Source organism: Aquipluma nitroreducens (genome assembly GCF_009689585.1).
Taxonomy (GTDB): domain Bacteria; phylum Bacteroidota; class Bacteroidia; order Bacteroidales; family Prolixibacteraceae; genus Aquipluma; species Aquipluma nitroreducens.
Window position 1 is genome coordinate 5,069,021 of the sequence record NZ_AP018694.1, and the last position, 26,380, is coordinate 5,095,400.

The 26,380-nt window shown below is 41.8% G+C and carries 20 protein-coding genes; 15 read left to right on the forward strand and 5 right to left on the reverse strand.

The window, feature by feature from the left end:
* Positions 1-116: 116 nt before the first annotated feature.
* From AQPE_RS21320 to AQPE_RS21360, 9 genes are all read left to right on the forward strand, one after another.
* Positions 117-1,283 carry an esterase gene (locus tag AQPE_RS21320; protein ID WP_318348505.1) on the forward strand — a complete coding sequence of 389 codons (1,167 nt, stop codon included), beginning with the start codon at positions 117-119 and terminating at the stop codon, positions 1,281-1,283.
* Positions 1,284-1,303: 20 nt separating this feature from the next.
* Positions 1,304-3,586: a glycoside hydrolase family 3 C-terminal domain-containing protein gene (locus AQPE_RS21325; protein WP_318348506.1), complete on the forward strand. Its 2,283-nt coding sequence runs from the start codon at positions 1,304-1,306 to the stop codon at positions 3,584-3,586.
* A gap of 165 nt (positions 3,587-3,751) precedes the next feature.
* The gene (locus AQPE_RS21330; protein WP_318348507.1) at positions 3,752-5,419 is read left to right on the forward strand and encodes a carboxylesterase/lipase family protein; all 1,668 of its coding nucleotides are present in this window, start codon (positions 3,752-3,754) and stop codon (positions 5,417-5,419) included.
* Between the two features lie 81 nt (positions 5,420-5,500).
* Positions 5,501-5,671: a hypothetical protein gene (locus AQPE_RS21335; RefSeq protein ID WP_318348508.1), complete on the forward strand. Its 171-nt coding sequence runs from the start codon at positions 5,501-5,503 to the stop codon at positions 5,669-5,671.
* Positions 5,672-5,703: 32 nt separating this feature from the next.
* Positions 5,704-8,154, forward strand: a complete 2,451-nt coding sequence (locus AQPE_RS21340) for a beta-glucosidase (RefSeq protein ID WP_318348509.1) — start codon at positions 5,704-5,706, stop codon at positions 8,152-8,154.
* Between the two features lie 141 nt (positions 8,155-8,295).
* Positions 8,296-10,623: a glycoside hydrolase family 3 protein gene (locus AQPE_RS21345; protein ID WP_318348510.1), complete on the forward strand. Its 2,328-nt coding sequence runs from the start codon at positions 8,296-8,298 to the stop codon at positions 10,621-10,623.
* Between the two features lie 13 nt (positions 10,624-10,636).
* On the forward strand, positions 10,637-12,904 hold the full coding sequence (bglX, locus tag AQPE_RS21350; RefSeq protein ID WP_318348511.1) for a beta-glucosidase BglX: 2,268 nt from the start codon (positions 10,637-10,639) through the stop codon (positions 12,902-12,904).
* A gap of 283 nt (positions 12,905-13,187) precedes the next feature.
* Positions 13,188-14,276: an IS4 family transposase gene (locus AQPE_RS21355; RefSeq protein WP_318348512.1), complete on the forward strand. Its 1,089-nt coding sequence runs from the start codon at positions 13,188-13,190 to the stop codon at positions 14,274-14,276.
* Between the two features lie 73 nt (positions 14,277-14,349).
* Entirely contained in the window at positions 14,350-15,189 is an 840-nt protein-coding gene (locus tag AQPE_RS21360) for a sugar phosphate isomerase/epimerase family protein (RefSeq protein WP_318348513.1), read from the forward strand.
* 164 nt (positions 15,190-15,353) lie between these two features.
* On the opposite strand, the gene AQPE_RS21365 is transcribed toward AQPE_RS21360, so the two are convergent.
* On the reverse strand, positions 15,354-16,343 hold the full coding sequence (locus tag AQPE_RS21365) for a sensor histidine kinase (protein ID WP_318348514.1): 990 nt from the start codon (positions 16,341-16,343) through the stop codon (positions 15,354-15,356).
* A gap of 138 nt (positions 16,344-16,481) precedes the next feature.
* On the opposite strand from AQPE_RS21365, the gene AQPE_RS21370 reads away from it, so the two are divergent.
* The 4 genes from AQPE_RS21370 (at position 16,482) to tnpC (ending at position 20,208) form a co-directional block, all read left to right on the forward strand.
* Positions 16,482-17,303 carry an aminotransferase class IV gene (locus AQPE_RS21370; RefSeq protein WP_318348515.1) on the forward strand — a complete coding sequence of 274 codons (822 nt, stop codon included), beginning with the start codon at positions 16,482-16,484 and terminating at the stop codon, positions 17,301-17,303.
* A 424-nt stretch (positions 17,304-17,727) separates the two neighbouring features.
* A complete protein-coding gene (gene tnpA / locus AQPE_RS21375) occupies positions 17,728-18,093 on the forward strand; it encodes an IS66 family insertion sequence element accessory protein TnpA (RefSeq protein WP_318346939.1) in 366 nt (121 codons plus the stop codon).
* 1 nt (position 18,094) lies between these two features.
* Entirely contained in the window at positions 18,095-18,454 is a 360-nt protein-coding gene (tnpB, locus tag AQPE_RS21380) for an IS66 family insertion sequence element accessory protein TnpB (RefSeq protein WP_318346938.1), read from the forward strand.
* A gap of 71 nt (positions 18,455-18,525) precedes the next feature.
* A complete protein-coding gene (tnpC, locus tag AQPE_RS21385) occupies positions 18,526-20,208 on the forward strand; it encodes an IS66 family transposase (protein WP_318346937.1) in 1,683 nt (560 codons plus the stop codon).
* A gap of 169 nt (positions 20,209-20,377) precedes the next feature.
* Here the strand turns inward: tnpC and AQPE_RS21390 are convergent, their stop codons facing one another.
* The 4 genes from AQPE_RS21390 to AQPE_RS21405 all read right to left on the reverse strand — a co-directional run bounded on the left by AQPE_RS21390 (position 20,378) and on the right by AQPE_RS21405 (position 23,658).
* Positions 20,378-20,884, reverse strand: a complete 507-nt coding sequence (locus AQPE_RS21390; protein WP_318348516.1) for a hypothetical protein — start codon at positions 20,882-20,884, stop codon at positions 20,378-20,380.
* Entirely contained in the window at positions 20,884-21,660 is a 777-nt protein-coding gene (locus AQPE_RS21395; protein ID WP_318348517.1) for an NIPSNAP family protein, read from the reverse strand. The genes AQPE_RS21390 and AQPE_RS21395 overlap by 1 nt, the downstream gene beginning before the upstream one ends.
* 184 nt (positions 21,661-21,844) lie before the next feature.
* Complete coding sequence (locus AQPE_RS21400; protein WP_318348518.1) at positions 21,845-22,600, reverse strand: SDR family oxidoreductase; 756 nt, start codon at positions 22,598-22,600, stop codon at positions 21,845-21,847.
* 218 nt (positions 22,601-22,818) lie between these two features.
* The gene (locus AQPE_RS21405; protein WP_318348519.1) at positions 22,819-23,658 is read right to left on the reverse strand and encodes a class I SAM-dependent methyltransferase; all 840 of its coding nucleotides are present in this window, start codon (positions 23,656-23,658) and stop codon (positions 22,819-22,821) included.
* Positions 23,659-24,061: 403 nt separating this feature from the next.
* Here AQPE_RS21405 and istA point away from each other — a divergent pair, with 403 nt between their 5' ends.
* Positions 24,062-25,588 (forward strand): IS21 family transposase, encoded by a 1,527-nt coding sequence (gene istA, locus AQPE_RS21410; RefSeq protein WP_318346943.1) that lies wholly within the window; start codon positions 24,062-24,064, stop codon positions 25,586-25,588.
* A gap of 18 nt (positions 25,589-25,606) precedes the next feature.
* Positions 25,607-26,344, forward strand: coding sequence for an IS21-like element helper ATPase IstB (istB, locus tag AQPE_RS21415; protein ID WP_318346942.1), 738 nt, complete (start codon positions 25,607-25,609; stop codon positions 26,342-26,344).
* Positions 26,345-26,380: the final 36 nt, after the last annotated feature.

The following is a 26,380-nucleotide window of genomic DNA, read 5'->3' on the forward strand; positions in this document are numbered from 1 at the left end:
TGGGGTGAGTCAATTTTGAAATACAATAGTAAATAATTCCGATTACTAAATGCAATGAAAAAGATTTTGACTAACCTGAATACACAACGTAATGCTAAACAATTAATACAAAACCGATGAAAAAAATTCTGTTATTCATTTTCTGCCTTGCATTCATTGCAGGGACACAAGCTCAGGAACTTTCCAATTTCATGAATCAGAAACCTATCGTTTCTCCTGAAATTGGTTCAAAAGAAGTAACGTTTAGGCTGATGGCTCCAAATGCCGACACGGTGAAAATTAATGGTGGTTTTACACCAACTGTAAAGATGAAAACGTCATTCGGGACTATGGACGTTCCTAGCAGTGTAAATCTTAAGAAAGACGAGAAAGGACTTTGGTCAATCACACTGCCACTTCCAGAACCCGAACTTTATACTTACAGTTTCATTGTTGATGGAGTAGCAGTTAACGACCCAGTCAACATTTTTATGCAACGCGACGGTACCCGTTACTTAAGCGTTCTGCTTGTTCCGGGTAAAAAAACTGAGAATTATTTAGAGGCCAAACAACGCGGCAACTTGCAACAGGTTTGGTACGACTCGCCAACCATAGGGTTTAATCGCCGCATGTTTGTTTATACGCCTTACGGTTACGAAACCAGCGGGAAAAGTTATCCTGTTCTTTACCTGTTGCATGGAGCCGGTGGCGACGAAGATGCCTGGAGTACCATGGGACGCGCCCGTCAAATTCTGGATAACCTGATTGAAAAAGGTCAGGCTGTTCCTATGATTTGTGTAATGCCAAATGGAAATCCCAATCAAATGGCAGCTAAAACCACCATGCTTACTGAGAGTGAATTTGATTTCAGGGATCCGTCGAAACAAAACCTCTACATAAACAGTATTGCAAAAGACATTGTCCCTTACATTGAAAAGAATTACCGGGTAATTGCCGATCCTGATCACCGGGCCATTTCAGGTCTTTCGATGGGTGGCGGACACACCATCGCTTTGGCCAATGAATATCCGGGCATGTTTCAATATATATGTCCATTAAGCATGGGGTTGTGGGGAGAACAGCCCGACATCGATGCAAAACTACAGGGACTTAAAAAGGCCGGTTACAAAATGTACTGGCTGGCATGCGGCAATACCGATTTTGTTTACGATAGTGCCAAAAAGCTTGATGCCAAATTAACTGAAAACGGATTGAAGCATACCTTCTTTGTAACCGAAGGTGGTCATACCTGGGCCAACTGGCGGGTATATCTGAACACTATGGCACCACAATTATTTAGATAGTAAAACTCAACAACTGACACATGAAAATAGCTGGATTGACAATCGTTATAGCGATGTTATTAATTTTAACAAACCAGGTGAATGCCCAAAAGCATGTATCGTCGTTACTTCAATACGACAAACAGATTGATGGCATCATTAGCCAAATGACTTTGGACGAAAAAGTAAATATGCTTCATGCTAAGTTTATGTTTGTTTCGGCTGGCGTTGAGCGATTGGGCATTGCTGACATGAGATATGCTGACGGACCATTTGGCGTGCGCGAGGAAATGCAACCCAAAGGATGGATGCCCTTGGGCTGGGAAAATGATAAAGCTACATTCTTCCCGACAGGTTCTGCGTTGGCAGCAACATGGAGTCCTGAACTGGCTTACAGTTATGGCACCGGAATGGCCCGGGAAACACGGTTACGCGGAAAAGATATGATACTTGGGCCGGCCATCAATATCCAGCGGATTCCTACTGGTGGAAGAACCTATGAATACTTGAGTGAAGATCCTTTTTTAAGTTCGAAACTGGCTGTTGGCTATACCAAAGGTGTTCAGGACAATGGCGTTGCCGTTTGTGTCAAACATTTTGCGTTGAACAACCAGGAAAACAACCGCGGAACAGTTAATGTAATTGTAGGTGAGCGAGCTATGCGCGAGATTTATCTTCCTCCTTTTCGGGCAACCGTTGAGGAAGGTGACGCTTATGGATTTATGTCGGCTTACAACAAAGTAAACGGTTGGTGGTGTGCCGAAAATGATATCCTCCTGAATAAAATTCTGCGTCAGGATTGGGGTTTTGCCGGAATGGTTATTTCTGACTGGGGCGGAACTCATAGCACAGTAGGCTCTGTAAAAGCTGGTCTCAACGTAGAAATGCCTGATCAGAAATTTCTCGGACAAGCCTTGATTGATTCGGTAAAAGCTGGTAAAGTTTCTGAAGAAGTTATTAATCAGCGAGTACGTGAAATTTTGCGTGTTCGGTTGGCCATCAAGCCGATTCCGGAAACTGAAGCAAACAAAGAAATGACCTCTCAGCCTGCCCAGCAGAAAATAGCCTATCAGGTTGCAAGTAAATCGATTGTTTTGCTGAAAAATGATGGTATTCTTCCATTACAGTTGAAAAGTAAACCAGTAATTGCGGTTATTGGCGCCAATGCTACACAAATTATGGGATCAGGCGGAATGGGTGCCGGTGTGAAAACATTGTATGAGATTACTCCTCTTGAAGGATTAAAGAGCCGGATTGGAGATAAGGCTGAAATCATTTTTGCACAAGGATACGATCCTGTTACTTTCAGCTTTGCCGATATGTTCAGAAAAAAAACACCGGAAGAAGTTGAGAAAAAGGCTCAGGAAAAGAAAATTATTGCTGAAAAACTGACCAAAGAAGCGCTTGAAGTTGTGGCCAAAGCTAATCTGGTGTTGTTTATTGGAGGAGATAACCGCGCTGTTGAAACCGAAGGAAGCGACCGGAAAGATATATTTCTTCCTTCAGGACAGGACGAACTGATTAAAAAAATTGCAGCGGTAAACCCCAATATTGTTACTGTGCTGACAAGCGGTGCACCCAACGACCTGAATGTGGTGAACCCGCTTTCAAAGGCATTGCTTATTTCATGGTTTAATGGCTCCGAAGGTGGAAATGCGCTGGCTGATGTGCTTGTTGGAAACATCTCGCCAAGCGGACGTTTGCCATTTACTTTGCCAGTAAAACTGGAGGATTCGCCAGCTTATGCGTTGGGAAATTATCCTCAGGGAGGAAAGAACGCCGATGTTTTTGCTAACCTGGTTTCTGAAACCGATCCAGCCGGAAAAACTCAGGCTAAAAAAGAGGACAAACCGAAAGATGATCCAAATACTGCCCTGTACTCCGAAGAATCGCTGGTAGGCTATCGCTGGTTCGACACGAAAAAAATCCAGGTGATGTATCCGTTTGGCTACGGTCTTACTTACACCACTTTTCAGTATTCCAATTTGAAAACTAACAAGGTGAAGTATGGCAAAGATGAGGTGATTGCGGTATCGTTTGAACTTAAAAATACAGGTAAGTCGATAGCTGACGAAGTCGCTCAGGTTTACGTTCATCGCGTCAATCCATCGGTTGAATGGCCTGAAAAAGAACTGAAAGAATTTTCAAGGGTGTCGCTTAATCCGGGTGAAAGTAAAATTGTAAAACTCGAAATACCGGTAAAAAATCTGCAATACTGGAACGAAACCAAACAGGCATGGAACGACGATTTGTGCAAACTCGAATTGCTGGTTGGCGCATCAGCAGGCGATGTCAAACTGAAAAAAGAAGTAACATTAAGGTAAGACCTAGACCTAATGGATCATTCATGACAAAACAATTTTGACACACAACATGTCCCGAATATTTATCGGGAGGAGGATGATCAGATAACCAAAAATGATGACATTGCTTTTTTTAGCCTCACCCTTCGGGGGAGGTTTGGAGGGGGCTTAAAAATTTCAAAAACTATGAAAACCAACAGACGTAATTTTTTCCAGACTTTGGGAGTTGGCGCCGCCGGACTTGGATTGAGTTCAGTGCCATTTATTTCCAGTGCATCAACTCCATCAAAAGAAGATAAAGACGACCAGCAATTGCTGATTGGTGACAACATTGCCATTGCTGAAACCAAATACGGCAAGGTAAAAGGTTTTATCCTGAGAGGAATAACCTGCTATCGTGGAATTCCATATGGTGCTGATACTTCAGGAAAAAACCGCTTTATGCCGCCACAACCGCCCAAACCCTGGGCCACAACTTTGCCGGCCGTTTGGTGGGGAAATACGGCACCTCAAATCATGGATAACCGCTATGCCAATGCCTATTCGTCGTTTGTTGACCACTGGAACTACGACGATGTAAGCGAAGATTGCCTGAAACTGAACATCTGGACACCGGCAGTTAACGCCAAAAAACGTCCGGTTCTGGTTTGGTTGCATGGCGGTGGTTATACCAACGGAAATGGAATTGAACAGGATGGATACGATGGCGAAAACCTCAGCCGCAAAGGCGATATTGTATTTGTTTCAATCAATCATCGGTTGGGACCAATCGGGTTCAGCGATTTATCCGGAATCGGTGGATCGAAGTTTGCCGATTCTGGCAATGTGGGTGCTTTGGATATGGTTGCCGCTCTCGAATGGGTACGCGATAACATTGTCAACTTTGGTGGCGATCCGGGCAATGTGACCATCATGGGTCAATCTGGTGGGGGTGCCAAAGTTTGTGTGTTGACCGCCATGCCTAAAGCCAAAGGATTGTTTCATAAAGCTGTTCCATTAAGCGGATCAACCATAAAAGCAATGGATCAAACGGCTTCTCAAAAACTGGGAGAATATATCCTGAAGGAAGCGGGACTCTCTGCTTCTGAAGTTGAAAAACTTCAGGAAATGCCTTGGAAAGATTACATTTTATTAGCCAATAAAGCTGCTCAGAAATTCGCTGCCGAAAATTCAGGAACTGGTGTGCGCGGCGGATTCAGCCCTGTAGCCGATGGAATGAACATTCCCAAAGGTCAGTTCTTCTCTGATGCGTCAGGTATCTCATCCGATGTTCCAATGATGATCAGCACCACTTTCCATGAATGGGGAATGGCCCGCACCATGCCCGAAATGGAACTGATAACCCGCGAAAAAGCCATTGAAATGCTGAAAGAGCGTGCCGGAATGGGTGGCGGACTTGGAGAAAAAGCTGCAACAGTGTATGATGCATATGCCAAAGCGTTTCCAAATGCAAAACCCATTGAAGTGATGACTTTGGTAAGTAGTAACCGTAAGGGGGCTATTGAAACTGCCAATGCAAAAGCAGGGCAAAAGGCGCCAGTTTACCTGGCATGGTTTGGCTGGGAACCTCCAATGTTCGACAACCGGATGCGGGCTTTCCATTGTTTGGATATCTGTTTCTGGTTTGCCAATACCGATTTGATGCTCACGCATACTGGTGGAGGAAAACGTCCTCGCGCATTGTCAGAAAAAATGTCGGGAACATTGCTTCAATTCATGAAAACCGGAAATCCAAACAAAGGCGGACTTCCGGAGTGGAAAGCATATACTTCAGAAAAGGGTGAAACCATGATTTTGACCGACCAACCGGAGTTGAAAAACGATCCAGATCGTGAAGCCCGAAAACTAATCTGAGAAATCTAAGCGAATACCACAAACAATAATGATAGATCATTTCTTAGCTACCGAAATCGCGTTCTGAAACACATTTTCAGGATGCGGTTTTCGGTGGCACAGGAATTTATAGGCCTGTTTTTCGATCAGCACGATTCAGGATACCTGTTGTATAATATATCTTTTCAGGCTAAAATGCTGGTAATTATTCCATTTTCACGTTTCTCCGATTTTGAATTCAGTAATATATCAACTATCATTGCGTCGTCGTGACACAAAGAATTTTCTAACTAAAAATGATACAAATGAGAATTAAATGGCTCCGTTCAGCAATGGTTTTTACTGTTGTATTTTCCATGTTTCTAATGGCTTTTCAGCTAAAAACTGCCAGTGCAAAATCGACCGACGATCAGAAGGTTCAGCAAATCATTTCAAAAATGACTCTTGAACAGAAAGCTCAACTGGTTATCGGTACTGGTATGTTTTTCGAAATGCCTGATTCAATAAAAGCATTAATGCCTCCGGGATTTGGTGGAGAAGGCGATTCAAAGGATCCGGTTTATTCCGAAATGGTGAAACGCATTCGCAAGTACCTGCCCGGATCTGCTGGTAATTCATCAGAATTTACTGATTTAGGCATTGCAACCCAGGTTTTAAGTGATGGACCTGCCGGTTTGCGAATTCAGCCTACTCGCAAGGGCGATACAAAGACATATTATTGCACCGCTTTCCCAATTGGAACCGTTTTGGCTTCGACCTGGGATACTGATTTGGTTTATAAAGTTGGACAGTCGATGGGAAATGAAGTAAAAGAATATGGCTCCGATATTTTGTTAGCCCCGGCAATTAATATTCAGCGCGATCCACTTTGTGGCCGAAACTTCGAATATTATTCGGAAGATCCGCTTGTTGCCGGTAAAACTGCTGCCGCCATGATCAAAGGTATTCAGTCGAATGGCGTTGGTACTTCGCTTAAGCATTTTGCTGCCAACAATTCTGAAACAAACCGCATGTCGGTAAATACAATTGTGAGCGAACGTGCTTTGCGCGAGATTTACCTGAAAGGATTCGAGATTGCCGTGAAGGAAGCTCAACCATGGACAGTAATGTCTTCTTACAATAAAATTAATGGAACATATACTTCAGAGAGTAATGATTTGTTGACCAAAATTCTGCGCACCGACTGGGATTTCAAGGGTTATGTAATGACCGACTGGGGTGGCGGCAGTGATGTAGTTGCTCAAATGATTGCCGGAAACGATATGATTCAGCCTGGTCAGCCCAAGCAAATTGCTGATGTTATTGCTGCTGTAAAAGATGGAAAGCTTGATGTGAAAATTCTGGATCGTAATGTTGGCCGGATTTTAACCATTATGATGAAAGCTCCCCGCTACAATAAGTATCCGTATTCGAATACTCCTGATTTAAAAGCACATGCCGAAGTTACCCGTCAGGCTGCTACCGATGGTATGGTTTTGCTGAAAAACGATAAAAATGCACTTCCAATTTCTTCAGGAGTTAAAAATATTGCAGCTTTTGGAAATACATCCTACGATTTTATTGCTGGTGGCAGCGGTAGTGGCGATGTAAACGAAGCTTATACAATTTCACTGTTCGAAGGTTTAACCAATGGAGGTTATACTCCCGATGACGTTTTGACCACTGTTTATGGTGCTTATATGGATCACATGAGGGCTCAGGCGCCTAAATCAAACAATCCGCTTATGGCCTTGATGATGGGGAAACAACCCATTTCGGAAATGACCATTACTCCTGATTTGGCAAAGAAATTTGCTGACAAAGATGATATAGCATTAATCACCATTGGCCGTAATGCTGGTGAAGGCCGCGATCGTACCGATACCGAAGGTGATTTCAGACTGAATAAAACAGAAAAGGACATGATTAAAAATGTGGCAAATGCCTTCCATGCCAAGGGTAAAAAAGCCATTGTTGTGCTGAATATTCCCGGAGTAGTTGAAGTTGCAAGCTGGCGCGATTTAGTCGATGCTGTTTTGGTTGCATGGCAGCCCGGACAGGAAGGCGGAAACTCGGTTGTTGATGTATTGTCGGGCAAAGTGAATCCTTCTGGAAAATTGGCGGCAACATTCCCACTGAATTATTCAGAAGCCCCATCGGCCAAAAATTTCCCTGGTGTTGCTGAAAAATCGAATAAGAAAGATGATGCTGCCGATCTCTCCGGATTTTCGTTTATGCGCCGTACGCCATGGGAAGTGGTATATGAAGACGATATCTATGTAGGTTACCGCTACTACAATACTTTTAAAGTCCCAGTCGCTTACGAATTTGGTTATGGCTTGTCGTACACCACTTTCGATTACTCGAACCTGAAACTTGCCAGCACTAATTTTTCCGGAAAGCTAACTTTTACAGTTGATGTTAAAAACACAGGGTCGGTTGCAGGTCGCGAAGCTGTTCAGATTTATGTTGGTTCTCCTTCAGGAAAACTGAAAAAACCAGAAGAAACACTGGCCGCTTATGCTAAGACTAAACTGTTGAATCCAGGTGAATCGCAAACCGTAAGTTTTACGATTGAAACCAAAGATTTTGCATCGTTCAACGAAGCAACATCTTCATGGATTGCTGAAGCCGGAAATTACACCTTGAAAGTAGGAGCTTCATCATTGAATATTAAACAAACAGCAAACTTTAAAATAGGTAAGGAATTGAGCGCAGGGAAAGTGACAAAAGCATTAGCTCCATCACGCGAAATCAATAAGCTGGTTTCAAAATAAGATTAGTTAATTAAATTGAGTTGGTTTAGGAATATGAATCCCTGCTTTTAACCTTTATGATTTTAAGCGGGGATTTTTTATTTTTAACATTGCACCAGATTGTTGAAACTTAACTTAAGCGATAACTTCAAAACCTTAACAATGAAAAATCTAACTAAACTTTGTGAAATGGGACTAATTGCATCTTTGCTTTTGAGCTTTGGGTGCAGTCCCAAATGGTCCGAAACAGATAAAGGATCTTTTAAAGTGATTAGTAATGAAGGTGGTCAAACTTTAGGCTATTCTCCTAATTCAGGAGTGAAGATTCTGACTGTTGACCGGCTTGCATTTAAAGACCTGAATAAAAACGGAAAGCTCGATCCTTACGAAGATTGGCGCTTGCCAGTTGACGAACGTGCCAAAGATTTGGCAGCAAAATTGTCGGTTGAGCAAATTGCCGGGCTGATGTTGTACAGCGCACATCAGTCGATTCCTGCTTTTGGTGGCGGCCCTTTTGGCGCGGCAACCTATAACTCGAAATCGTTTAAAGAAAGCGGCGCTCAATCGAGCGATTTGACCGATCAGCAAAAGAAATTTTTAACCGACGATAACCTGCGTCATGTACTGATTACTACAGTTGAAAGTCCGGCTATTGCCGCACAATGGAACAACAATGCTCAGGCTTTGGTCGAAGGTATTGGTTTTGGAATTCCTGCAAATAACAGTTCCGATCCTCGCCATGGAACCGATTCGAATGCTGAATACAATTTGGGCGCAGGAGGTAAAATCTCAATGTGGCCTGCAACTGTAGGCGTCGCAGCATCGTTTGATCCGCAGTTGATGAAACAATTTGGCGAAATTGCTTCGAAAGAATACCGCGCATTGGGTATCGCTACCGCCCTTTCACCACAAATCGACCTGGGAACAGAACCTCGCTGGAGCCGTTTCGAAGGAACGATGGGTGAAGATCCAAATTTGGCTGTTGACATGGCAAGGGCTTATGTCGATGGTTTTCAAACTTCAGCCGGTGCTGACGAAATTTCGGGCGGATGGGGCTATAAAAGTGTGAATGCGATGGTGAAACACTGGCCGGGCGGTGGTCCCGAAGAAGGTGGTCGCGATGCGCATTTTGGTTATGGCGAGTACGCTGTTTATCCGGGCAAAAATATAAAAGATCATTTAAAACCATTTACTGAAGGAGCTTTCAAACTCGAAGGCAAAACCGGGATGGCTTCGGCGGTGATGCCTTATTATACCATTTCATTCAATCAGGATACAGTAAATGGTGAGAATGTTGGTAACAGCTATAACAAGTATCTGATTACCGATTTGCTTCGCGGTAAATACGGCTACGATGGCGTGGTTTGTACCGACTGGATGATTACCAAAGACACCAAAAATGTATTTGTTTTTCAGGGGAAATGCTGGGGTGTTGAAAAGTTGAGCGAGGCTGACCGTCACTATAAAGCCATTGAAGCTGGTGTTGATCAGTTTGGTGGAAACAATGAAATGGGTCCGGTAATTGAAGCCTATCAAATGGGAGTGAAGGAACATGGAGAAGAATACATGCGCAAACGTTTTGAGCAGTCGGCTGTACGTTTGCTTCGCAATATCTTCCGGGTAGGTTTGTTCGAAAATGCTTATCTCGATGCTGCCGAAACCGAAAAAGTTGTTGGCAATCCTGAATACATGAAGGCAGGTTACGATGCTCAATTGCGGTCAGTTGTGATGCTTAAGAATCAGGAGAAAGCACTGCCGTTGAAAAAACAGATGAAAGTTTATATTCCGAAGAAATTTTTACCGGGTGGAAAAAATTGGTTTGGTATTGAAACTCCTTCAAGTTGGAAAGATGCTGTTAATCCAGTGGTTGCAGCAAAATATTTTCAGGTAGTTGAAAAACCGGAAGATGCAGACTTTGCCTTAGTTTGCATTGATAGTCCGAAAAGCGGTGTTGGATATTCTGAAGATGACCTGAAAAAAAATGGAAACGGGTATGTGCCAATTAGTTTACAATATGGTCCGTACAAAGCCGATTTTGCACGCGAAACCAGTATTGCCGGCGGTAGCCCGTTCGAAAGCTTTACCAACCGCACGTACAAAGGGAAAACTGTGGAGGCTTCCAATGTTCAGGATATGAAAACTGTTATTGAAACCAAAGCAAAAATGGGTTCAAAACCTGTGATTGTGGTTGTCAAAGTTTCAAATCCAATGATTTTTTCTGAAATTGAAAAAAGCGCCAATGCGATTCTTGTACATATGGGTGTTCAGGATCAGGCATTGATGGATATTTTAACCGGTGCTGTCGAACCTTCAGCCTTGTTGCCTTTCCAGATGCCTGCTGATATGAAAACGGTTGAAGAACAAAAAGAAGACGTTCCGCGCGACATGAAATGTTATGTCGACTCTGATGGCAATACTTACGATTTTGCCTTTGGGCTGAATTGGAGTGGGGTAATTAACGATGCCCGAGTAGCCAAATATAAAAAGTAATAAAATTTGATCTATGAAGAAGTTGCAATTTTTACTGGTCTCGTTATTTGCTGTTTGTTCAGTATTCGGACAAAATGCCAAAATGGATGCTTTCATTAATCAACTGATGGGTAAGATGACCCTCGAAGAAAAGCTGGGTCAGCTAAATCTTTCGTCGGGCAGCGTTGGCGCAATTTTGGCGGGTGGAGGCGGTATGATCGACGAAGTGCGCAAAGGACAAATTGGCGCTACCGGGGCTTATTCGTTCAAAACGGCCAAAGACATTGAGACCGCTTCGCAGGAATCGCGCCTGAAAATACCTGTTTTGATTGGCGTCGATGTTATTCATGGTTATAAAACCGGGTTTCCGATTCCTTTGGGATTAGCTTCTACATGGGATTTGGACATGATTGAAAAAAGTGCCCGAATTGCGGCTGTTGAAGCGAGCGCCAATGGTATTTGCTGGACCTATTCTCCAATGCTTGATATTGCCCGCGACCCACGTTGGGGCCGGGTTGCCGAAGGCGCCGGAGAAGATGCGTGGTGGGGTTCGCAAATTGCCAAAGCGATGATACACGGTTATCAGGGCGAAGATCTTTCAAAAGACAACACCATTATGGCCTGCGTGAAACATTTCGCCTTGTATGGCGCCGCTGAAGCTGGTCGCGATTACAATACGGTTGACATGAGCCGCTTAACCATGTACCAGTATTATCTGCCTCCATACAAAGCAGCTTTCGATGCTGGAGCCGGAAGCGCTATGTCGTCATTCAACCTGATTGACGGAATACCTGCAACAGGCAATAAATGGTTGTTAACCGATCTTCTGCGGAAAGAATGGGGCTTTAAAGGTTTTGTGGTGACTGACTATACCTCGATTAATGAAATGATGGCTCATGGAATGGGCGATTTACAAGCGGTTGATGTATTGGCTCTGAAAGCTGGCGTTGATATGGATATGCAAGGATTAGGTTTCCTCACCACCTTGAAGAAGTCGCTCGACGAAGGTAAAGTGACCATGAAAGATATTGATACGGCCTGCCGTCGCGTGCTCGAAGCCAAATACAAGCGGGGATTGTTCGATGATCCGTACAAATATGTGAAGGAAGAACGCCTGAAATCGGAAGTTTTAACGCCTGAACATTTGAAATTTGCCCGTGAATTGGGCGCCCGCTCCATGGTTTTGCTGAAAAACAATAACCAAACATTACCGCTGAAAAAGTCAGGTAAAATTGCTGTTGTAGGTCCGTTGGCTGACAGTAAAGCCGATTTGCTTGGAGCCTGGTCAACCGGTGATGTTACAAAAACAACTTCGGTGATCGATGGAATTAAAGGTGCTGTTCAGTCGGGTGCGGAGGTCGTTTTTGCCAAAGGCGCCAATATTACCGATGATCCGTATCTGAAAGAAGGCATTAAAAACCCTTTTGCGGCTTATATGGGAATCAAAGAAGAAATTGAATCCCGGACACCTTCTGAATTATTAGCCGAAGCAGTTGACGTAGCTAAAAATGCGGATGTGGTTGTAGCTGTTTTAGGCGAATCGGCAAGCATGTCCGGCGAAGCTGCCAGCCGCTCTGATATTAGTATTCCGGAAAGTCAGGAAAACTTGTTGAAGGCATTGGTTGCCACTGGCAAACCGGTAGTACTGGTACTTGTTAATGGTCGTCCACTGATACTAAATTGGGAAAATGAAAATGTACCTGCGATTTTGGAAGCCTGGGCTCCCGGAATTGAAGGTGGAAATGCCATTGCAGATGTTTTGTTTGGCGATTATAATCCTTCAGGAAAAATCACCATGACTTTCCCGCGCAGCGTAGGACAGATCCCGATTTATTACAACCACAAAAACACGGGTCGCCCGATGGATCCGAAGAACAAGTTTACCTCTAAATACCTCGATATTCCGAATGAGCCGCTTTACCCGTTTGGTTATGGCTTGAGCTACACCACGTTTGAATATGGTGATGTAGTGTTGAGCAAAACCAACCTGAAAGATAATGAAACGCTTTCTGCAAAAATCAAAGTGACCAACACCGGTAAAGTGGCTGGTGAAGAAGTTGTTCAGCTTTATATTTCCGATCCGGTTGCCAGCATTTCGCGTTCGGTTAAAGACCTGAAAGGTTTTCAGAAGATCGGCCTGAATCCGGGTGAAACCAAAGAGATTGAGTTCAAAATAACCACTGAAGAATTGAAATTTTTCAATAGCGATCTAAAATACGACTGGGAATCCGGAGAATTTGTTGTACAAATTGGCACCAATTCGCAGGATGTGAAACAGGCCAAATGCGAATGGATTAAATAGGCTTGAATTAATTGCTCCATAACTTTTATAAATCTGTTGATCCGTTATTCAAGTTTAATAAGTAAAAGTTTAGTTTTTTTTCAAATAGTCATTTACTAAAAAATCCTGCTCATCGTTTTTCGGAACTGGGCAGGATTTAATTTTTTTTTTTGATTCTCTCATTACTTAGTACATGACAAAAACATAAACAATTGATTATCAACAAAATAAGCATTAAAATATTTGCATAAAACCCTGAATATCATTATCTTACAAGGGATTACCACATCACTTAGTAAGAAATATGACACCCAGGGTAGATGCTAAAAGTAGTGAATTAGTTTCCATTTTCCATGATCAATCAGGTTGGAATCTGGCACGAGTAAAGTTCTTTGTTTTAATTATTAGTGCGCTTTGCAAGGTGCAAACTGTTGGTTTTGAGAAGTTAGCAACGGCCTTTGACAGCAATGCCAATACCAATTCCTCGCTGCGGAGAATACAACGGTTTATGGCGACTTATCTTTTGGATATAGATTTGATTTCCAGATTGATATTCAGACTATTACCACATGAATCACCTTTCCGTTTAGCAATGGATCGCACGAATTGGAAGTTTGGTCAGCAGAATATCAATGTATTGGTGCTCGCAGTTGTTTATCACGGAGTTGCTTTTCCGTTGCTGTTTCGATTGTTGCCCAAATTTGGCAATTCAAACACCAATGAACGCATTGAATTGGTTGAACGGTATATCCGTCTCTTTGGTTCTGCAGCATTGGATTGTTTGACAGCAGATCGTGAGTTTGTTGGAGAACGATGGATTAAATACCTGAATGAACAGCAGATTAGGTATTATATCCGTATTCGCGAAAACTTCTGGGTTTTGCAACCACACAATGGCAAACGAGTTAAAGCCAGTTGGCTGTTTGCAAATTTGCCATTAAATGGCTGTCGGGTGAATCAACGAATTGTGTCCCTGAACGACCAACTCTGTTATCTCTCAGCCTCGAAAGGAAAAGACAAAGATGGGAAGCCTGAATTGCAGATTGTTATCTCGTTCAACAAACCTGAAGATGCGCTGGAAATTTACAAAGAACGATGGCAAATTGAAACTGCTTTCAGAGCTTTAAAAACAAGTGGGTTCAATATCGAGAACACCCATTTGGCTGAAATAGAAAGAATTGAAAAATTATTTGCATTAGTGATGGTTGCTTTTACATGGGCATATCTAGTTGGTGATTATTTGCATAGATACATCAACCCAATCCCGATCAAGAAGCATGGAAATAAAGCGAAAAGTCTGTTCAAATATGGACTAACTTATATTGCAACTGTGCTTTTAAACGCTTTCTTTCAAGATGATATCGATATTTTTAAATTTTTGTCATGTACTTAGCTCTCATTAATTAATTCATCGTCAATTTTAATAGTTTTGTCTATAATAAAACCAATAAACTAAATTTCTCAAGATGAAACGATTCTTTTATTTACTGTCCTTTCTTACTTTGATAAGTACAGCACTTATTGCTCAGGAACAAGAGCGTCCGGGACCGAAACCAGCGGCAGAAACTGGAGAAAAATTCCGTGTTGGAATGGCTGGTTATTCATTTGTCAAGTTAAATGATTTAGACAAATCGCTCTCAATCATGCAGCGCGCCGACGTCCACTATCTTTGCATCAAGGATTTCCATTTACCATTTAAAAGCACGACCGCCGAAATTGCTGCTTTTCATGCCAAATTGAAAGAAAAAGGCGTTACAGGTTATGCCGTTGGGCCAATCTACATGAAAACCGAAGCAGAGATCGACTCAGCTTTTGCTTATGCCAAAAGAGTAGGAGTGAAATTGATTGTTGGTGTTCCAAATTATGAGCTTTTGCCTTATGTCGATAAAAAAGTGAAGGAATATGATTTCAAATATGCGATTCATTTGCATGGTCCGGATATTAAAATTTATCCTGATGCTGAAGACGTTTGGGATCATGTGAAAGACCTTGATCCCCGCATTGGAATGTGTTTGGATATTGGTCACGACACCCGCAATGGGAAAGATGCAGTTGCCGATTTACAAAAGTATATATCCCGTGTTTTTGATATTCACATCAAGGATGTAACCGGAAAAACAAAGCTTGGATATTCCATCGAAATTGGTCGTGGAGTTATCGATTTTCCTGCATTTGTTAAAATGCTTCGGACCGTTGGTTATTCTGGGGTTTGTAGTTTAGAGTACGAAAGAGATATGGCAAATCCGGATATGGGAATTGCCGAATCTTTAGGTTATTTCAGGGCAGTAATCGCTACAACGAAATAGATTTGTAGCTTCTATTCAAAATACTACTTCTTGCAAAATGGTATAAAACGATTGGTTTTATACCATTTTTATTTGCCATGCCCGCAAACTGAACTGCAATATGTATAAATCAGATTTGAATTGGTAGGTTATCGGGTGATTCTGAATTGGTGGGTTTTATTTTGTTAGTTTTTATTTGATGGAGATGAAGCTGGGGTTTTCGAAATAATGTCTTTATTGTCGATCTTAAAGTAAAAGCGAGATCCTTTATTGATCGTTGAAGTGTATTGCAAATTGCTGCCCAGCAATGTAATTAAACCTTTGCTGATCGCAAGCCCGAGACCGAATCCGCTATTTCCAACAATTTGATTTTTACCTTTAAAGAATGGCTTAAATATAAGGTCCTTACTCGATTCATCAATGCCGCAACCCGAGTCCTCAACAAATAGCTCAATGCCTGATTCTGTTATTTCGAATCCAAAATTGATAAACCCATCATGGGTAAAAAAGAAAGCATTATTCAATAAATTTCTAAAAACCTGCTTGAATCTTAAAGGATCAGAGAATAGTTTAACTTCTGAATTGTTTTTTTCGCTTATTATACTAAACGTAACCTGATTGCATTGGCTTATCTTGTCTGATTGCTGGAATTCAAGATATATTTCGTTGAGTAAACTATTGAGGCTAAACTCTTTTTTTGAAATGTCAAATTGATTCTCTTTTAGTCTTGAAATATCCATCACATCGTTTATCAACTTGAGCAAATCGTTCCCATTTTTGTTTATGTTTTTTGCAAAGATTTTCTTGTCATCGCTGCTAAACGAATCATCAATAATTAGTTCGCAAAATCCCAAAATTCCATTTAACGGAGTTCTGATTTCGTGCGACATATTCGACAGAAATGCAGATTTTAAAATATCAGATTCTTCAGCTTTTCGTTTGGCCTTGATCAAATTTTCTTCGACCTGATTTTTTTTGATTATTTCTTTTCGAACTAAAAAGAACAGTAATGTTGCGGTTATACTAACAAAAAACCAACCTTTGTATGTTTGTAAAATAGTTACAGAATTTCTAGTTCCAGCTATTGAAAGTATAAACTGATCGGAAAAAAGAATCCACAGAAATCCAATGATAAAGTAAATTAAAGCTATTTTTAAAGCTATCTTATTTTTCATTTACTTTTTTGATTTTAACACCCCAATGAAATAAATGTTCATAAATGATTGAAAAGATGATAATTGACTCAATAAGTAATGCTTTAAAAGGACGTTTTATTTCACACATCGATTGTTGCGTAATTTAAAATCTAATATATGAATTTGATTTTGTCCAATGAAGGTCTGATACACGAAACTTCTTATTCAGATATTTCTTTTTATTCTGATCAGACGGTCTACGAAGTTATTCGGGTAATTGATGGAGTTGCTCTTTTTGTTGAAGATCATTTTTTACGGCTCGAAATTTCGATGCAGATCCAGGGCTTATTAATCCAAATGTCCTATTCCGATTTTAAGCAAAATATAGCCGAACTTGTCAGGCTAAATCAGATAATGGAAGGAAATGTGAAATTTGTCTATTCTGTTGCCAAAGGAAATGCGCATTGGGCTTTTCGTTTTATTCCGCACAATTATCCCATTCCGGAGAATTACCAATTCGGTGTAACAACTGATTTCCTTTTTGCTGAACGTCAGAATCCAAATGCAAAGGTTATTCAGGTTGGGATAAGAAATCTGGCAGATCAAATGATTGCAGACCGGAAATTGTATGAAGTTCTGCTCGTCGATCGGGATGGGATGATTACAGAAGGAAGCCGTTCGAACGTATTTTTTGTAAAATCGGATGTGTTTTATACAGCTCCTGACTCCATGATTTTAGTGGGGATTACCCGAAAAAAAGTATTTGATTGCCTGAAAGAGTTAGGTTATACAATTGTTGAAGAGGCTGTCTCTGCAAAAGAAGTTGACGATTTCGATGCTGTTTTTCTAACCGGAACATCTCCGAAGATATTACCAGTTATATCAATTGGCAAACGATTGTTTAATGTTCAAAACCCCGCAATGGTGCGGCTAATGGATGTTTATAACCAAATGATTCGGGAATACATCCGGAAAGAATTGACTGGCAGTAAAAGCTAATTGTATTATTACTTTTTGACTGAATCTTAAGGATCAATTCATATTCTTGTGTGAAGGAAAAAGATGATCAAGTTGTATTCAAACGTTTCAGTCCTCTAGCCGGACTGGCTCTTCCTTTTCCAATCGATGAAAAGGAAGCAATCCCGAGACTTCGGGATGTCAAAACGAACCCTCCGCCGGGCGTTTTGATGGCCTGCCCACTCGCATCGATTGAGGCAAAACTAAGCCCAAAGGATACCAATTAAATTGGACATTTGATTTAAAAATCATTGCAATGCATTGTCTTTGTTCCGCCTAAGGAGAAAAAGTAACAGCCTGTCCGGCTGGAGGACGAGGTAAATGAGTTGTAAGCATTCGCTGAAGTGCGTCAACTAATTTTGCATGTCAGTCTATAAGTTTGCTTTTTACTTCAAAGACAAACGACATGTATAATGAGAAAAAATTCCGGGCCATCTATGACGAGTTTCTGGCATCGGGCCTGACCATTCGGGATTATTGCGCCAATCAACAAATGAATGAGGCTAAGTTCTATTATTGGCAACACAAGCTAAAAGGACTATTGCCACCTAAAAGTGGATTTATCCCGGTGGTTTTTGAGAATGGTGGGCAAGCCCAGTCGTCGCGGGTTCCAGCCCCGGTGCAGGTACAATCGACAACCTTTTCAACATCGGGAGCCAGACCCCAAACCATCTCCTGTGAGATTAGCTATCCGAATGGGGTGTGTTTAAAGCTGAACGGTTTGCCCGACCCACAGATATTACGGTCGCTGTTGGTTTTAACGCGCCGGTAGGATGTTCAGCCTCACTTCGTCAATGCGGTATTACCTGTATTCGTACCCAACGGATATGCGCCGGAGTTTTTACACCCTGAGCGGAATGGTGACCAACCAGATGGGGCGCAACGTGCAGGACGGGGATGTTTATATCTTTATCAACCGCCCGTGTACCAGCATGAAAATCCTGCACTTGGAATGCGGTGGTTTGGTGATCTATCACATGAAACTGGAATCGGGCAGTTTTAAACTACCGGTTTTTGATGAAAGTACCAATACGTTTCAAGCCAGCTGGCAGGAGTTGATGCTGATGGTACAGGGTACCTCACCGGATGGAAAAATGAATAAAAAAAGATGGGAAAAACCTTCGAAACAGTAGATTTTACTTGGTTTTTAACTTGTCTATACGGTTGATATTTAGTATCTTCAAGCCATCAAAAGCAAGTAAAAATGACAGTTGAAGAAGAGGGTTTTTTACAGCAAATTCTGGAAGAACGTGACCGGCTTTTTAGGGAAACTTCCAGGCTTAAAAGTCAACTTTCCAACTTTGAAAACTTCGATTCAGAAAGATCCACTTACCAAAAACAAATTGTCGGAAAAGACCAGCTGATTACCGAAAAAGATCGGGCAATCAGCCAACTGGATGAAACAATTAACAAGCTGAAACAACAGATAGAGATGCTCCAGCGAAGGATCTGGGGCAAATCCAGTGAACGGTATATCAATGAGGATCCCCTGCAACGAAAGCTCGATTTTGAGGGACTTGACCTGCTTCCGGAAGAAAAGGAACTTGCAACCAGTGCCAAAGAGGAGATCGAAAAGTACAAGACCATCCGTGTTATAGAGGTAAAGGAGAAAAACCATCCGGTACGCAAACCGCTGCCCGAAAGTCTACCGAGAGAAGAAACCCACATTTATCCACAGCACATTGAACTCGAGAATTGGATAGAACTGGCTCCGGAAATTACAGAAGTTCTGGAACGCGAATCTGCCAGATGGTATGTGCGCCGGATCATCCGCCACAAATATGCGTTGAAAGATAAAAGCCAGGATGTGGAAAAGCAAATCATTACAGCTCCCATGCCCGTACTTCCCATAGCAAAAAGCTATGCCGGGGCAAGTGTTTTGGCTGATATTATCATCGACAAATATGTGAACCATCTTCCTTTCTATCGTCAGATCCAGATGTTCAAACAACAGGGTATATCCATTGCACCTGCAACCATTAACGGCTGGTTTCAGGATGTAGCCGACCTGATCAGGCCTACTTATTACCGGTTAAAGGAGCTGGTGCTGGCTTCGGATTATATACAGAGCGATGAAACAACGATCCCGATTATAAATAACGAAAAGCACACCACGATAAAAGGATACATCTGGATGATCCGTGCGGTTATGGACAACCTGGTCTTTTTTCATTACGACCACGGTTCCCGGGCACAAAAGGTCGCACTGCAATTGTTTAAGGATTTTCAAGGCGTAATCCAGACCGATGGTTATGCCGTTTACGATATTTACGAAAACAAAAAGGGCGTTCTGCCCATTGGGTGCTGGGCTCATGCCCGGCGTAAATTTGAAGAGGCTTTGGCAGAGGACAAAGTCAGGGCTTCTTATGCGCTGGAGCAAATAGGACTGCTCTATCAGGTGGAGAGGCAAGCCGATCAGCAGCAACTCTCTTATGACGAGCGCGCCGATCTTCGTTCCCGCTTGGCTTATCCTATTATGGTAGCCTTCGAAAAATGGCTGCTAAATGAATACCCCAAAGTTTTGCCCAAAGGGCGTATCGGAAAGGCTATCCGCTACACCTATAACATTTACCACAAGTTGACCCGATACCATTTGGATGGTCGGTTGAAAATTGACAACAATCTCGGAGAAAATGCTATCCGTCCAATTGCCCTAGGCCGGAAGAATTGGTTGTTCTGTGGAAACCACGATGCAGCCGAAAATGCAGCAATCATGTATTCCATGCTGGGCTGTTGCAAGGCAAGCGAAGTAAACTTCCGCGAGTGGCTGGTATACTTTCTGAATAACATCCACAATTACGATAACGATTACAGCAAGGATCTGGCCGAATTACTTCCACACAACTTCAAACTTCAAAACCAGATTTGTAACAGTTCCATCTCCTAAGCCTCTCAAAGTTCTCCGAACATTTTAGAGAACCTCTGAAAGTGGGTTGCTGGTTTTCTAAGAAAATATAACGGAGTTTACCGAATGCTTACAATGAGTTTGGGTTTTCTTATTGTAGGACTTAAATCAGAATTCAAAATTCCCCAGAACAATATCATGTGATCCAATCTTAATTTCCATTTTCTTTCATCCAATCTGTCATTCCTGGCCGAAGTACAAACCTGCGGTGCTTGTTATCAGTTCGTATTTCCAGATTTTCTTCCTCCGTAAATGGTGTTCTAAAGTAAACATTGTAGGCCGCGGGGTAGGGAACAAGTAATTTTTGATGAGCGCCAGCCGGAAGCACAATTCCCATAATGTCGCAGTACCCGCTTTCTTTCCAAACAATGTCGGTGACCATGTTGACAAACAGCGAATCGGTCGATTCATTGATGATCGTAATTCTTTTAAACGAACGCTTGGTTTGCGAAATTTCGAAATCCGTATTTAATGCTCCCGAAATAAACAGATTGGCCATATTTGCAAATACGTCGACAACATTGACACCCGACCGGTTTGCCCTCATGTCGTGCTGACGATCAATGCTTTTTGAGTCGGTGAGGTATCGGGTACTGGTGCAGCCACCAAAAACAATGATGGCTGCCAGTGCCAGAGATATTAATTTCAGACGATTCATCAAATTTGTGAATAATCTGTTGGTGTCAGAAATTTACGGTGAACTTTACTTACCGTATCAGCATAAATTGGTTTTGCCGACATGGCTTTCCATTCCGGGCTATCTACAAAATTCTTCCAGTTTGCTTCCCGTTGATCCATATCTTTAAACCACAACATATACATTAACGCGGGCATAAATTTCCCTGCCAATATTTTACTGAAAAATACCGGATGAAGTTCAACCTTATCAAATAATGGTAGTTCCTCGTTATTAAACATGGCGATTTTTCGACGGGCAGCATCTTCATTGTAACTTTCATAAGTACGAAGCTCAAACAATCCTCTGCTCTTGTCCGGAGTGCGATGTTTGGGTATTGCGTCAAAAGCTTCTGTCAAGAAAGTTTCGTACCGTTCAAACACTGGCTTGGCTGCTGGTAATTCAAAATAGGTTTTGGCTGCTGCCAAATATTCACTGTTTGTTGTTAGTTCTTTCTGAAGTTTAAAATAAACATCGGTAGATGGATATACAAACAAGATGTAAACCTTCGGCGGTTCTTCTTTATCGAGTTCTTCGAAAGCCCCGAGTTTAACCCCAAATTTGGCAAACAGCGGCATTAAAGCTTCGGTGAAGTACGATTTCAGGATATTTTTTGATCCTCCTCCAGTGAGCTGGTAGATTCGGAATTCATAGAATTCTTTGTCCGAAACAGGAAGGTTTGTAGCGGAGGCAATTCCTCCGGTAGCTGCTACTGCGGCAACCGCAGCCGAGCTTTTCAGAAAATTTCTTCGTTGCATGGTTTGTTGGTTTTAAGTTTGCATAAAAATAAACATTTTAACAAAAGAAAAGCGATTGCTGATCATTTACTTTTGCCCCCTATGCCCGAACGATTGCATCGTGTGGTATTTTTTCAATTATTCTTTTATTCTTTTCCTCACCACGCGATATAATCGTGCGGTAGCACGGGGTTATAAATGATTTTTAGAGCTTTGCTCCACCCGATGCTTCAATACGCTGTGCATTTACCCATTTTGCTTCTTCAGAGCACAGAAAAGCCACAACACCACCAATGTCTTCCGGTTCACCTACACGACCAAGTGCAGTAGTACTTGCCGTTAATTTTCTTCTTTCTTCATTGTCTTTAGTTGCACCATCGGCAAAGTCAGTTGCAGTGGCACCAGGAGCTACTACATTGGCTGTAATTCTTCTTTTTCCTAATTCGTTGGCGAGATATTTCGTATAAGTTTCAATGGCACTTTTTATACTTGCATATACCGAAACATTTGGAACACAAACCCTCGTTAAGCTAGATGAAACATTAACGATACTACCTCCATCATTTAAAAGAGGCAACATCTTTTGTGTAAGAAAATAAACTCCTTTAAAGTTCACATTCATTACAGCGTCAAAGGTTTCTTCGGTAGTATCTGCAACACCTCCATACAATCCTATACCTGCATTGTTTATTAAAAAATCAAGATTAGATTTTTGGTATTCATCATTTAAGTATTGAGATAACGTATTGATGAAAGCATCAAATCCTCTAATATTGCCAGTGTCAAGCTGAAAGGCTTTTGCTTTTTGGTTTAGATTCTTTACCTCGTAAATAACTTGTGCCGCAGCTGTTTCATTACCTTTGTATGTAAAAACGATGTCTATACCTTTTTGGGCTAAGCTCAAGACAATAGCTCTTCCAATTCCACGGCTTCCGCCTGTTACTAATGCGATTTTTGTCATTTCTCTTTTTTAGCTTTTAAATTTTTAAGTGTATTGCTGTAAAATGGTATATAACGTAGGAAGCTACACGCAGGTGCCCTTATGCTGCCGCACGATTGCATCGTGTAGCATTTTTTCAATTATTCTTTTATTCTTTTCCTCACCACGCGATATAATCGCGCGGGAGCACGGGATATAATCGCGCGGTAGCACGGGTTAGCTGAAGTTGGCGGTAGTTTTTATGTTCTCGCAACTAAGAAAAATTCTCCATTCGCAGGAACAAGATTGTCGGCTCGGTTTTTAAAATATCTGTCTGTCATATTTTTTGTTGAAACGGTTTGTATTTCATTTAGGCCAATGCTTTCTGCAAGTTTTGCAATTTCCTCAAAAGTAAAAAAACTTACAAAAGGTGTTCCCGAAGCCGCTGCACCTTTGATTGACATTTCCATTAAATTTTTGTCTTCTCCGTCAAGTTGTTCTATCGGCAAATAAAATGAGATTGCAATAGTTGAACCCGATGCAAGGGAAGTTAATTTTTTCAGCGTGTCGGTAATTACTTCTTTCGTAAGATAAAGTGTTACGCCTGTGCAGGAAACAAATGTCGTTTGTTTGATGTCAAAGCCGTTATTGGTCAGTTCGTCTAACCACGATGAAGTTTCAAAGCTAACGGGAACGAAGTGTAGATTGTTTGGAATTTTGTAACCGTTTTCAATCAATTTTTCTTCTTTCCAAGTCAACGTGTCGGGCTGGTCTATTTCGTAAATGTCAATCTGCGAACTGATAGCTGTGTTTCGTTGAGCAAAACTGTCAAGTCCTGCACCAAGCAAAACATATTGTTTTACGCCTTTTGCAATTTGTTCTTTTGCTATATCTTCAATAAAACGTGCACGGGCTATAATAGAAGCACGAAGCGACTTGGTAAATTTCATATCGGGTCGTTCTTGCCAACCTTGTTCGGGCTTGATTAAATCAAAGCCAATTTTGTCCTCAATAATGTAAGGTTTGTCGTCTGTCAAAACGTGTAAAGCTCTCCATAGAGCTGTCCGCAATGCTGTATTGTCTGGTTGTTTCTTTGTCATACTATTTTGTTTTATGAGCAGTGTCTGTAAAATTACCCCCTTATGCTGCCGCACGATTGCATCGTGTGGCATTTTTTCAATTATTCTTTTATTCTTTTCCTCACCACGCGATATAATCGCGCGGGAGCACGGGTCGGTTTGCTCTATTATTTTTAACAACCAGAAAATATCATCAAAATTTTTCCGTGTTTTAATATCTTCTGGAAAAAACGGTGAAATTGACCACCTGATTCCAGTTTAAATTGACCACCATTTCCGGGGCAAACTGACCACCAGATTCCGGAGCAAATTGACCACTGTTTCCGGAGCAAACTGACCACCTAAAATCAGCTACTTTTTTTCATGTCGTTACCCATACTTTCGTTCAAAAAAAGAGCGGATTATGGCAAATAAATTAACGGACATGAGTAAGATTAGAAAAGCGATTAAGTTGCATTGCAGCGGGAAAAGCAAGCTGTTTATAAGCCAATATTTATCCTTATCAAGGAATACAGTAAAGAAGTATATTTCCCTTTTTGAAGTTCAGGGGTTGACCATTGAAGAGATCAATCAAAAGACTGACCTTGAGTTGGAAACGTTGTTTTCACACCCTCCTGAAGAGTCTATTAGCCCGCGATTACAAAAGCTATATGAGTTTTTCCCTCATATGGAACGGGAGCTCAAACGGGTTGGCGTCACGGGCCAGTGTATGTGGGAAGAGTACATTAAAAAATACCCCGGGGGTTATCAAAGCTCCCAGTTCCGGGAGCATTACAAACTGTGGAGCCAGAAGGTAAATCCGGTGATGCACATGAACCACAAGGCAGGCGACAAGATGTTTGTTGATTATGCAGGCAAAAAGCTATCTGTGGTTGAAAAAGATACAGGAGAGGTAAGTGAAGTAGAATTTTTTGTTGCTGTTTTAGGGGCAAGCCAATATACCTATGCCGAAGCCACGGCCAGCCAAAAGAAGGAAGATTTTGTTGTATCGGTAGAAAATGCCATGCGTTTTTTTGAAGGCGTTCCGGCAGCAATTGTTCCGGACAATCTAAAGTCAGCGGTGATAAAAAGCAGCCGTTTTGAGCCCACCATCAACGAAACACTGGCAGATCTGGCAGAACATTACGAAACCACTATTCTACCAGCCAGAGCTTATAAACCACGGGACAAATCGTTAGTTGAAGGTGCTGTTAAAATACTATACCGCAGGATTTATGCTGCACTGAAGGACGAAACGTTTTTCTCCCTTGCGGAACTGAACGATCGCATCGGCGACCTGTTGGATGCACACAACAACAAAAAGCTCACCGGTCGTCCATACACACGTTTTGAGCTATACAATGACATCGAGAAGGGCAAACTGTCGCCACTGCCCATCCAACGCTTTGAGATCAAGTATCAGGCACAGGCAACGGTCATGCAAAATGGTCATGTGCAGCTTAGTTGCGACAAACATTTTTATAGCGTGCCGTACCAATACATCCGCAAAAAGGTGAAGGTGATGTACACCAGAACAACGGTCGAGATTTACTTTAAATACAATCGGTTGGCTACCCATCCCCGGGACTACGCACTTTACAGCTACACAACCACACCCGAACATTTAGCGAGCACCCATCAATTTGTAACCGATTGGACTGCCCCCCGGTTTATCAATTGGGCAAACAGTATTGACCCGGTTGCCGGGGAATATATCTTTAAGATCATTGAAAGCCGAAACCATCCTGAGCAGGCGTTTAAAAGTTGCATGGGGATACTTTCGTTTGAGAAAAAGGTTGGCAAACAAAGACTTATCAATGCCTGCAAACGTGCTCTTGACTTTGGAACCTACAGTTTTAAAGCCATACAAAACATCCTTGAAAACAACCTGGATATGATTAAGGATGAGACAACAGAAGATCCGGAATTGCCCGAACACAACAACATACGAGGGAAGAACTATTACAAATAAATTTAAAATCAAATCATTATGAATGAATCAACGTTGACAAAAATGAGACAAATGAAGCTTTCCGGAATGCATGGTGCATTTAAAACTGCAGTCGAAACCGGGAAAACAGACCATTACACCATCGATCAGTTTGTGTCCATGATTATTGATGCAGAATGGGACGAACGTCACAACCGAAAAATAGAGAGACTAATTAGAAATGCCAAGTTCCATTACAAATCAAACATCGAAAGCATCACTTTCGATCAATCACGAAACCTGGAACGCAACCTTATTTTACGACTTGGAGAGTGTGAGTTCGTAGAGAAGAACGAGAACGTTTTAATCACAGGAAGTACCGGCGTGGGTAAAAGTTATTTGGCAACGGCACTGGGTTATCAGGCATGTATCCAGGGCTACCGGGTAAATTACTTCAATACATCGAAGTTGTTTTCCAGGTTAAAAATGGCAAAAGCCGATGGCTCATACTTGAAGGAGCTAGCGAAAATCGAAAGGCAGGATGTTATTATACTCGATGATTTTGGACTCCAGGCACTCGATAGTCAAAACAGGATAACGCTATTGGAAATCATTGAAGACCGACACAATAAGGGTTCCATTATCGTTACTTCACAAATACCGGTTCAGGGATGGTATGATATTATTGGAGAAAAAACCATTGCTGATGCAGTATTGGACAGGCTGATTCATCAAGCTCACCGCATCGAATTACACGGAGAATCAATGAGAAAGAAAAAAAGTATCAACAAGGAATAATTTTTACAATTTTGAATATGAATTACGGCATGAAAA

Bases quoted from the DNA above. Each gene is read 5' to 3' on its own strand.
- AQPE_RS21390 (WP_318348516.1), bottom strand. From the start codon at position 20,884: ATGAATCGTCTGAAATTAATATCTCTGGCACTGGCAGCCATCATTGTT.
- AQPE_RS21330 (WP_318348507.1), top strand. From the start codon at position 3,752: ATGAAAACCAACAGACGTAATTTTTTCCAGACTTTGGGAGTTGGCGCC.
- istA (WP_318346943.1), top strand. From the start codon at position 24,062: ATGAGTAAGATTAGAAAAGCGATTAAGTTGCATTGCAGCGGGAAAAGC.
- bglX (WP_318348511.1), top strand. From the start codon at position 10,637: ATGAAGAAGTTGCAATTTTTACTGGTCTCGTTATTTGCTGTTTGTTCA.
- istB (WP_318346942.1), top strand. From the start codon at position 25,607: ATGAATGAATCAACGTTGACAAAAATGAGACAAATGAAGCTTTCCGGA.
- AQPE_RS21405 (WP_318348519.1), bottom strand. From the start codon at position 23,658: ATGACAAAGAAACAACCAGACAATACAGCATTGCGGACAGCTCTATGG.
- tnpA (WP_318346939.1), top strand. From the start codon at position 17,728: ATGTATAATGAGAAAAAATTCCGGGCCATCTATGACGAGTTTCTGGCA.
- AQPE_RS21335 (WP_318348508.1), top strand. From the start codon at position 5,501: ATGCGGTTTTCGGTGGCACAGGAATTTATAGGCCTGTTTTTCGATCAG.
- AQPE_RS21370 (WP_318348515.1), top strand. From the start codon at position 16,482: ATGAATTTGATTTTGTCCAATGAAGGTCTGATACACGAAACTTCTTAT.
- AQPE_RS21365 (WP_318348514.1), bottom strand. From the start codon at position 16,343: ATGAAAAATAAGATAGCTTTAAAAATAGCTTTAATTTACTTTATCATT.
- AQPE_RS21325 (WP_318348506.1), top strand. From the start codon at position 1,304: ATGAAAATAGCTGGATTGACAATCGTTATAGCGATGTTATTAATTTTA.
- AQPE_RS21360 (WP_318348513.1), top strand. From the start codon at position 14,350: ATGAAACGATTCTTTTATTTACTGTCCTTTCTTACTTTGATAAGTACA.
- tnpB (WP_318346938.1), top strand. From the start codon at position 18,095: ATGTTCAGCCTCACTTCGTCAATGCGGTATTACCTGTATTCGTACCCA.
- AQPE_RS21345 (WP_318348510.1), top strand. From the start codon at position 8,296: ATGAAAAATCTAACTAAACTTTGTGAAATGGGACTAATTGCATCTTTG.
- AQPE_RS21400 (WP_318348518.1), bottom strand. From the start codon at position 22,600: ATGACAAAAATCGCATTAGTAACAGGCGGAAGCCGTGGAATTGGAAGA.
- AQPE_RS21320 (WP_318348505.1), top strand. From the start codon at position 117: ATGAAAAAAATTCTGTTATTCATTTTCTGCCTTGCATTCATTGCAGGG.
- tnpC (WP_318346937.1), top strand. From the start codon at position 18,526: ATGACAGTTGAAGAAGAGGGTTTTTTACAGCAAATTCTGGAAGAACGT.
- AQPE_RS21340 (WP_318348509.1), top strand. From the start codon at position 5,704: ATGAGAATTAAATGGCTCCGTTCAGCAATGGTTTTTACTGTTGTATTT.
- AQPE_RS21395 (WP_318348517.1), bottom strand. From the start codon at position 21,660: ATGCAACGAAGAAATTTTCTGAAAAGCTCGGCTGCGGTTGCCGCAGTA.
- AQPE_RS21355 (WP_318348512.1), top strand. From the start codon at position 13,188: ATGACACCCAGGGTAGATGCTAAAAGTAGTGAATTAGTTTCCATTTTC.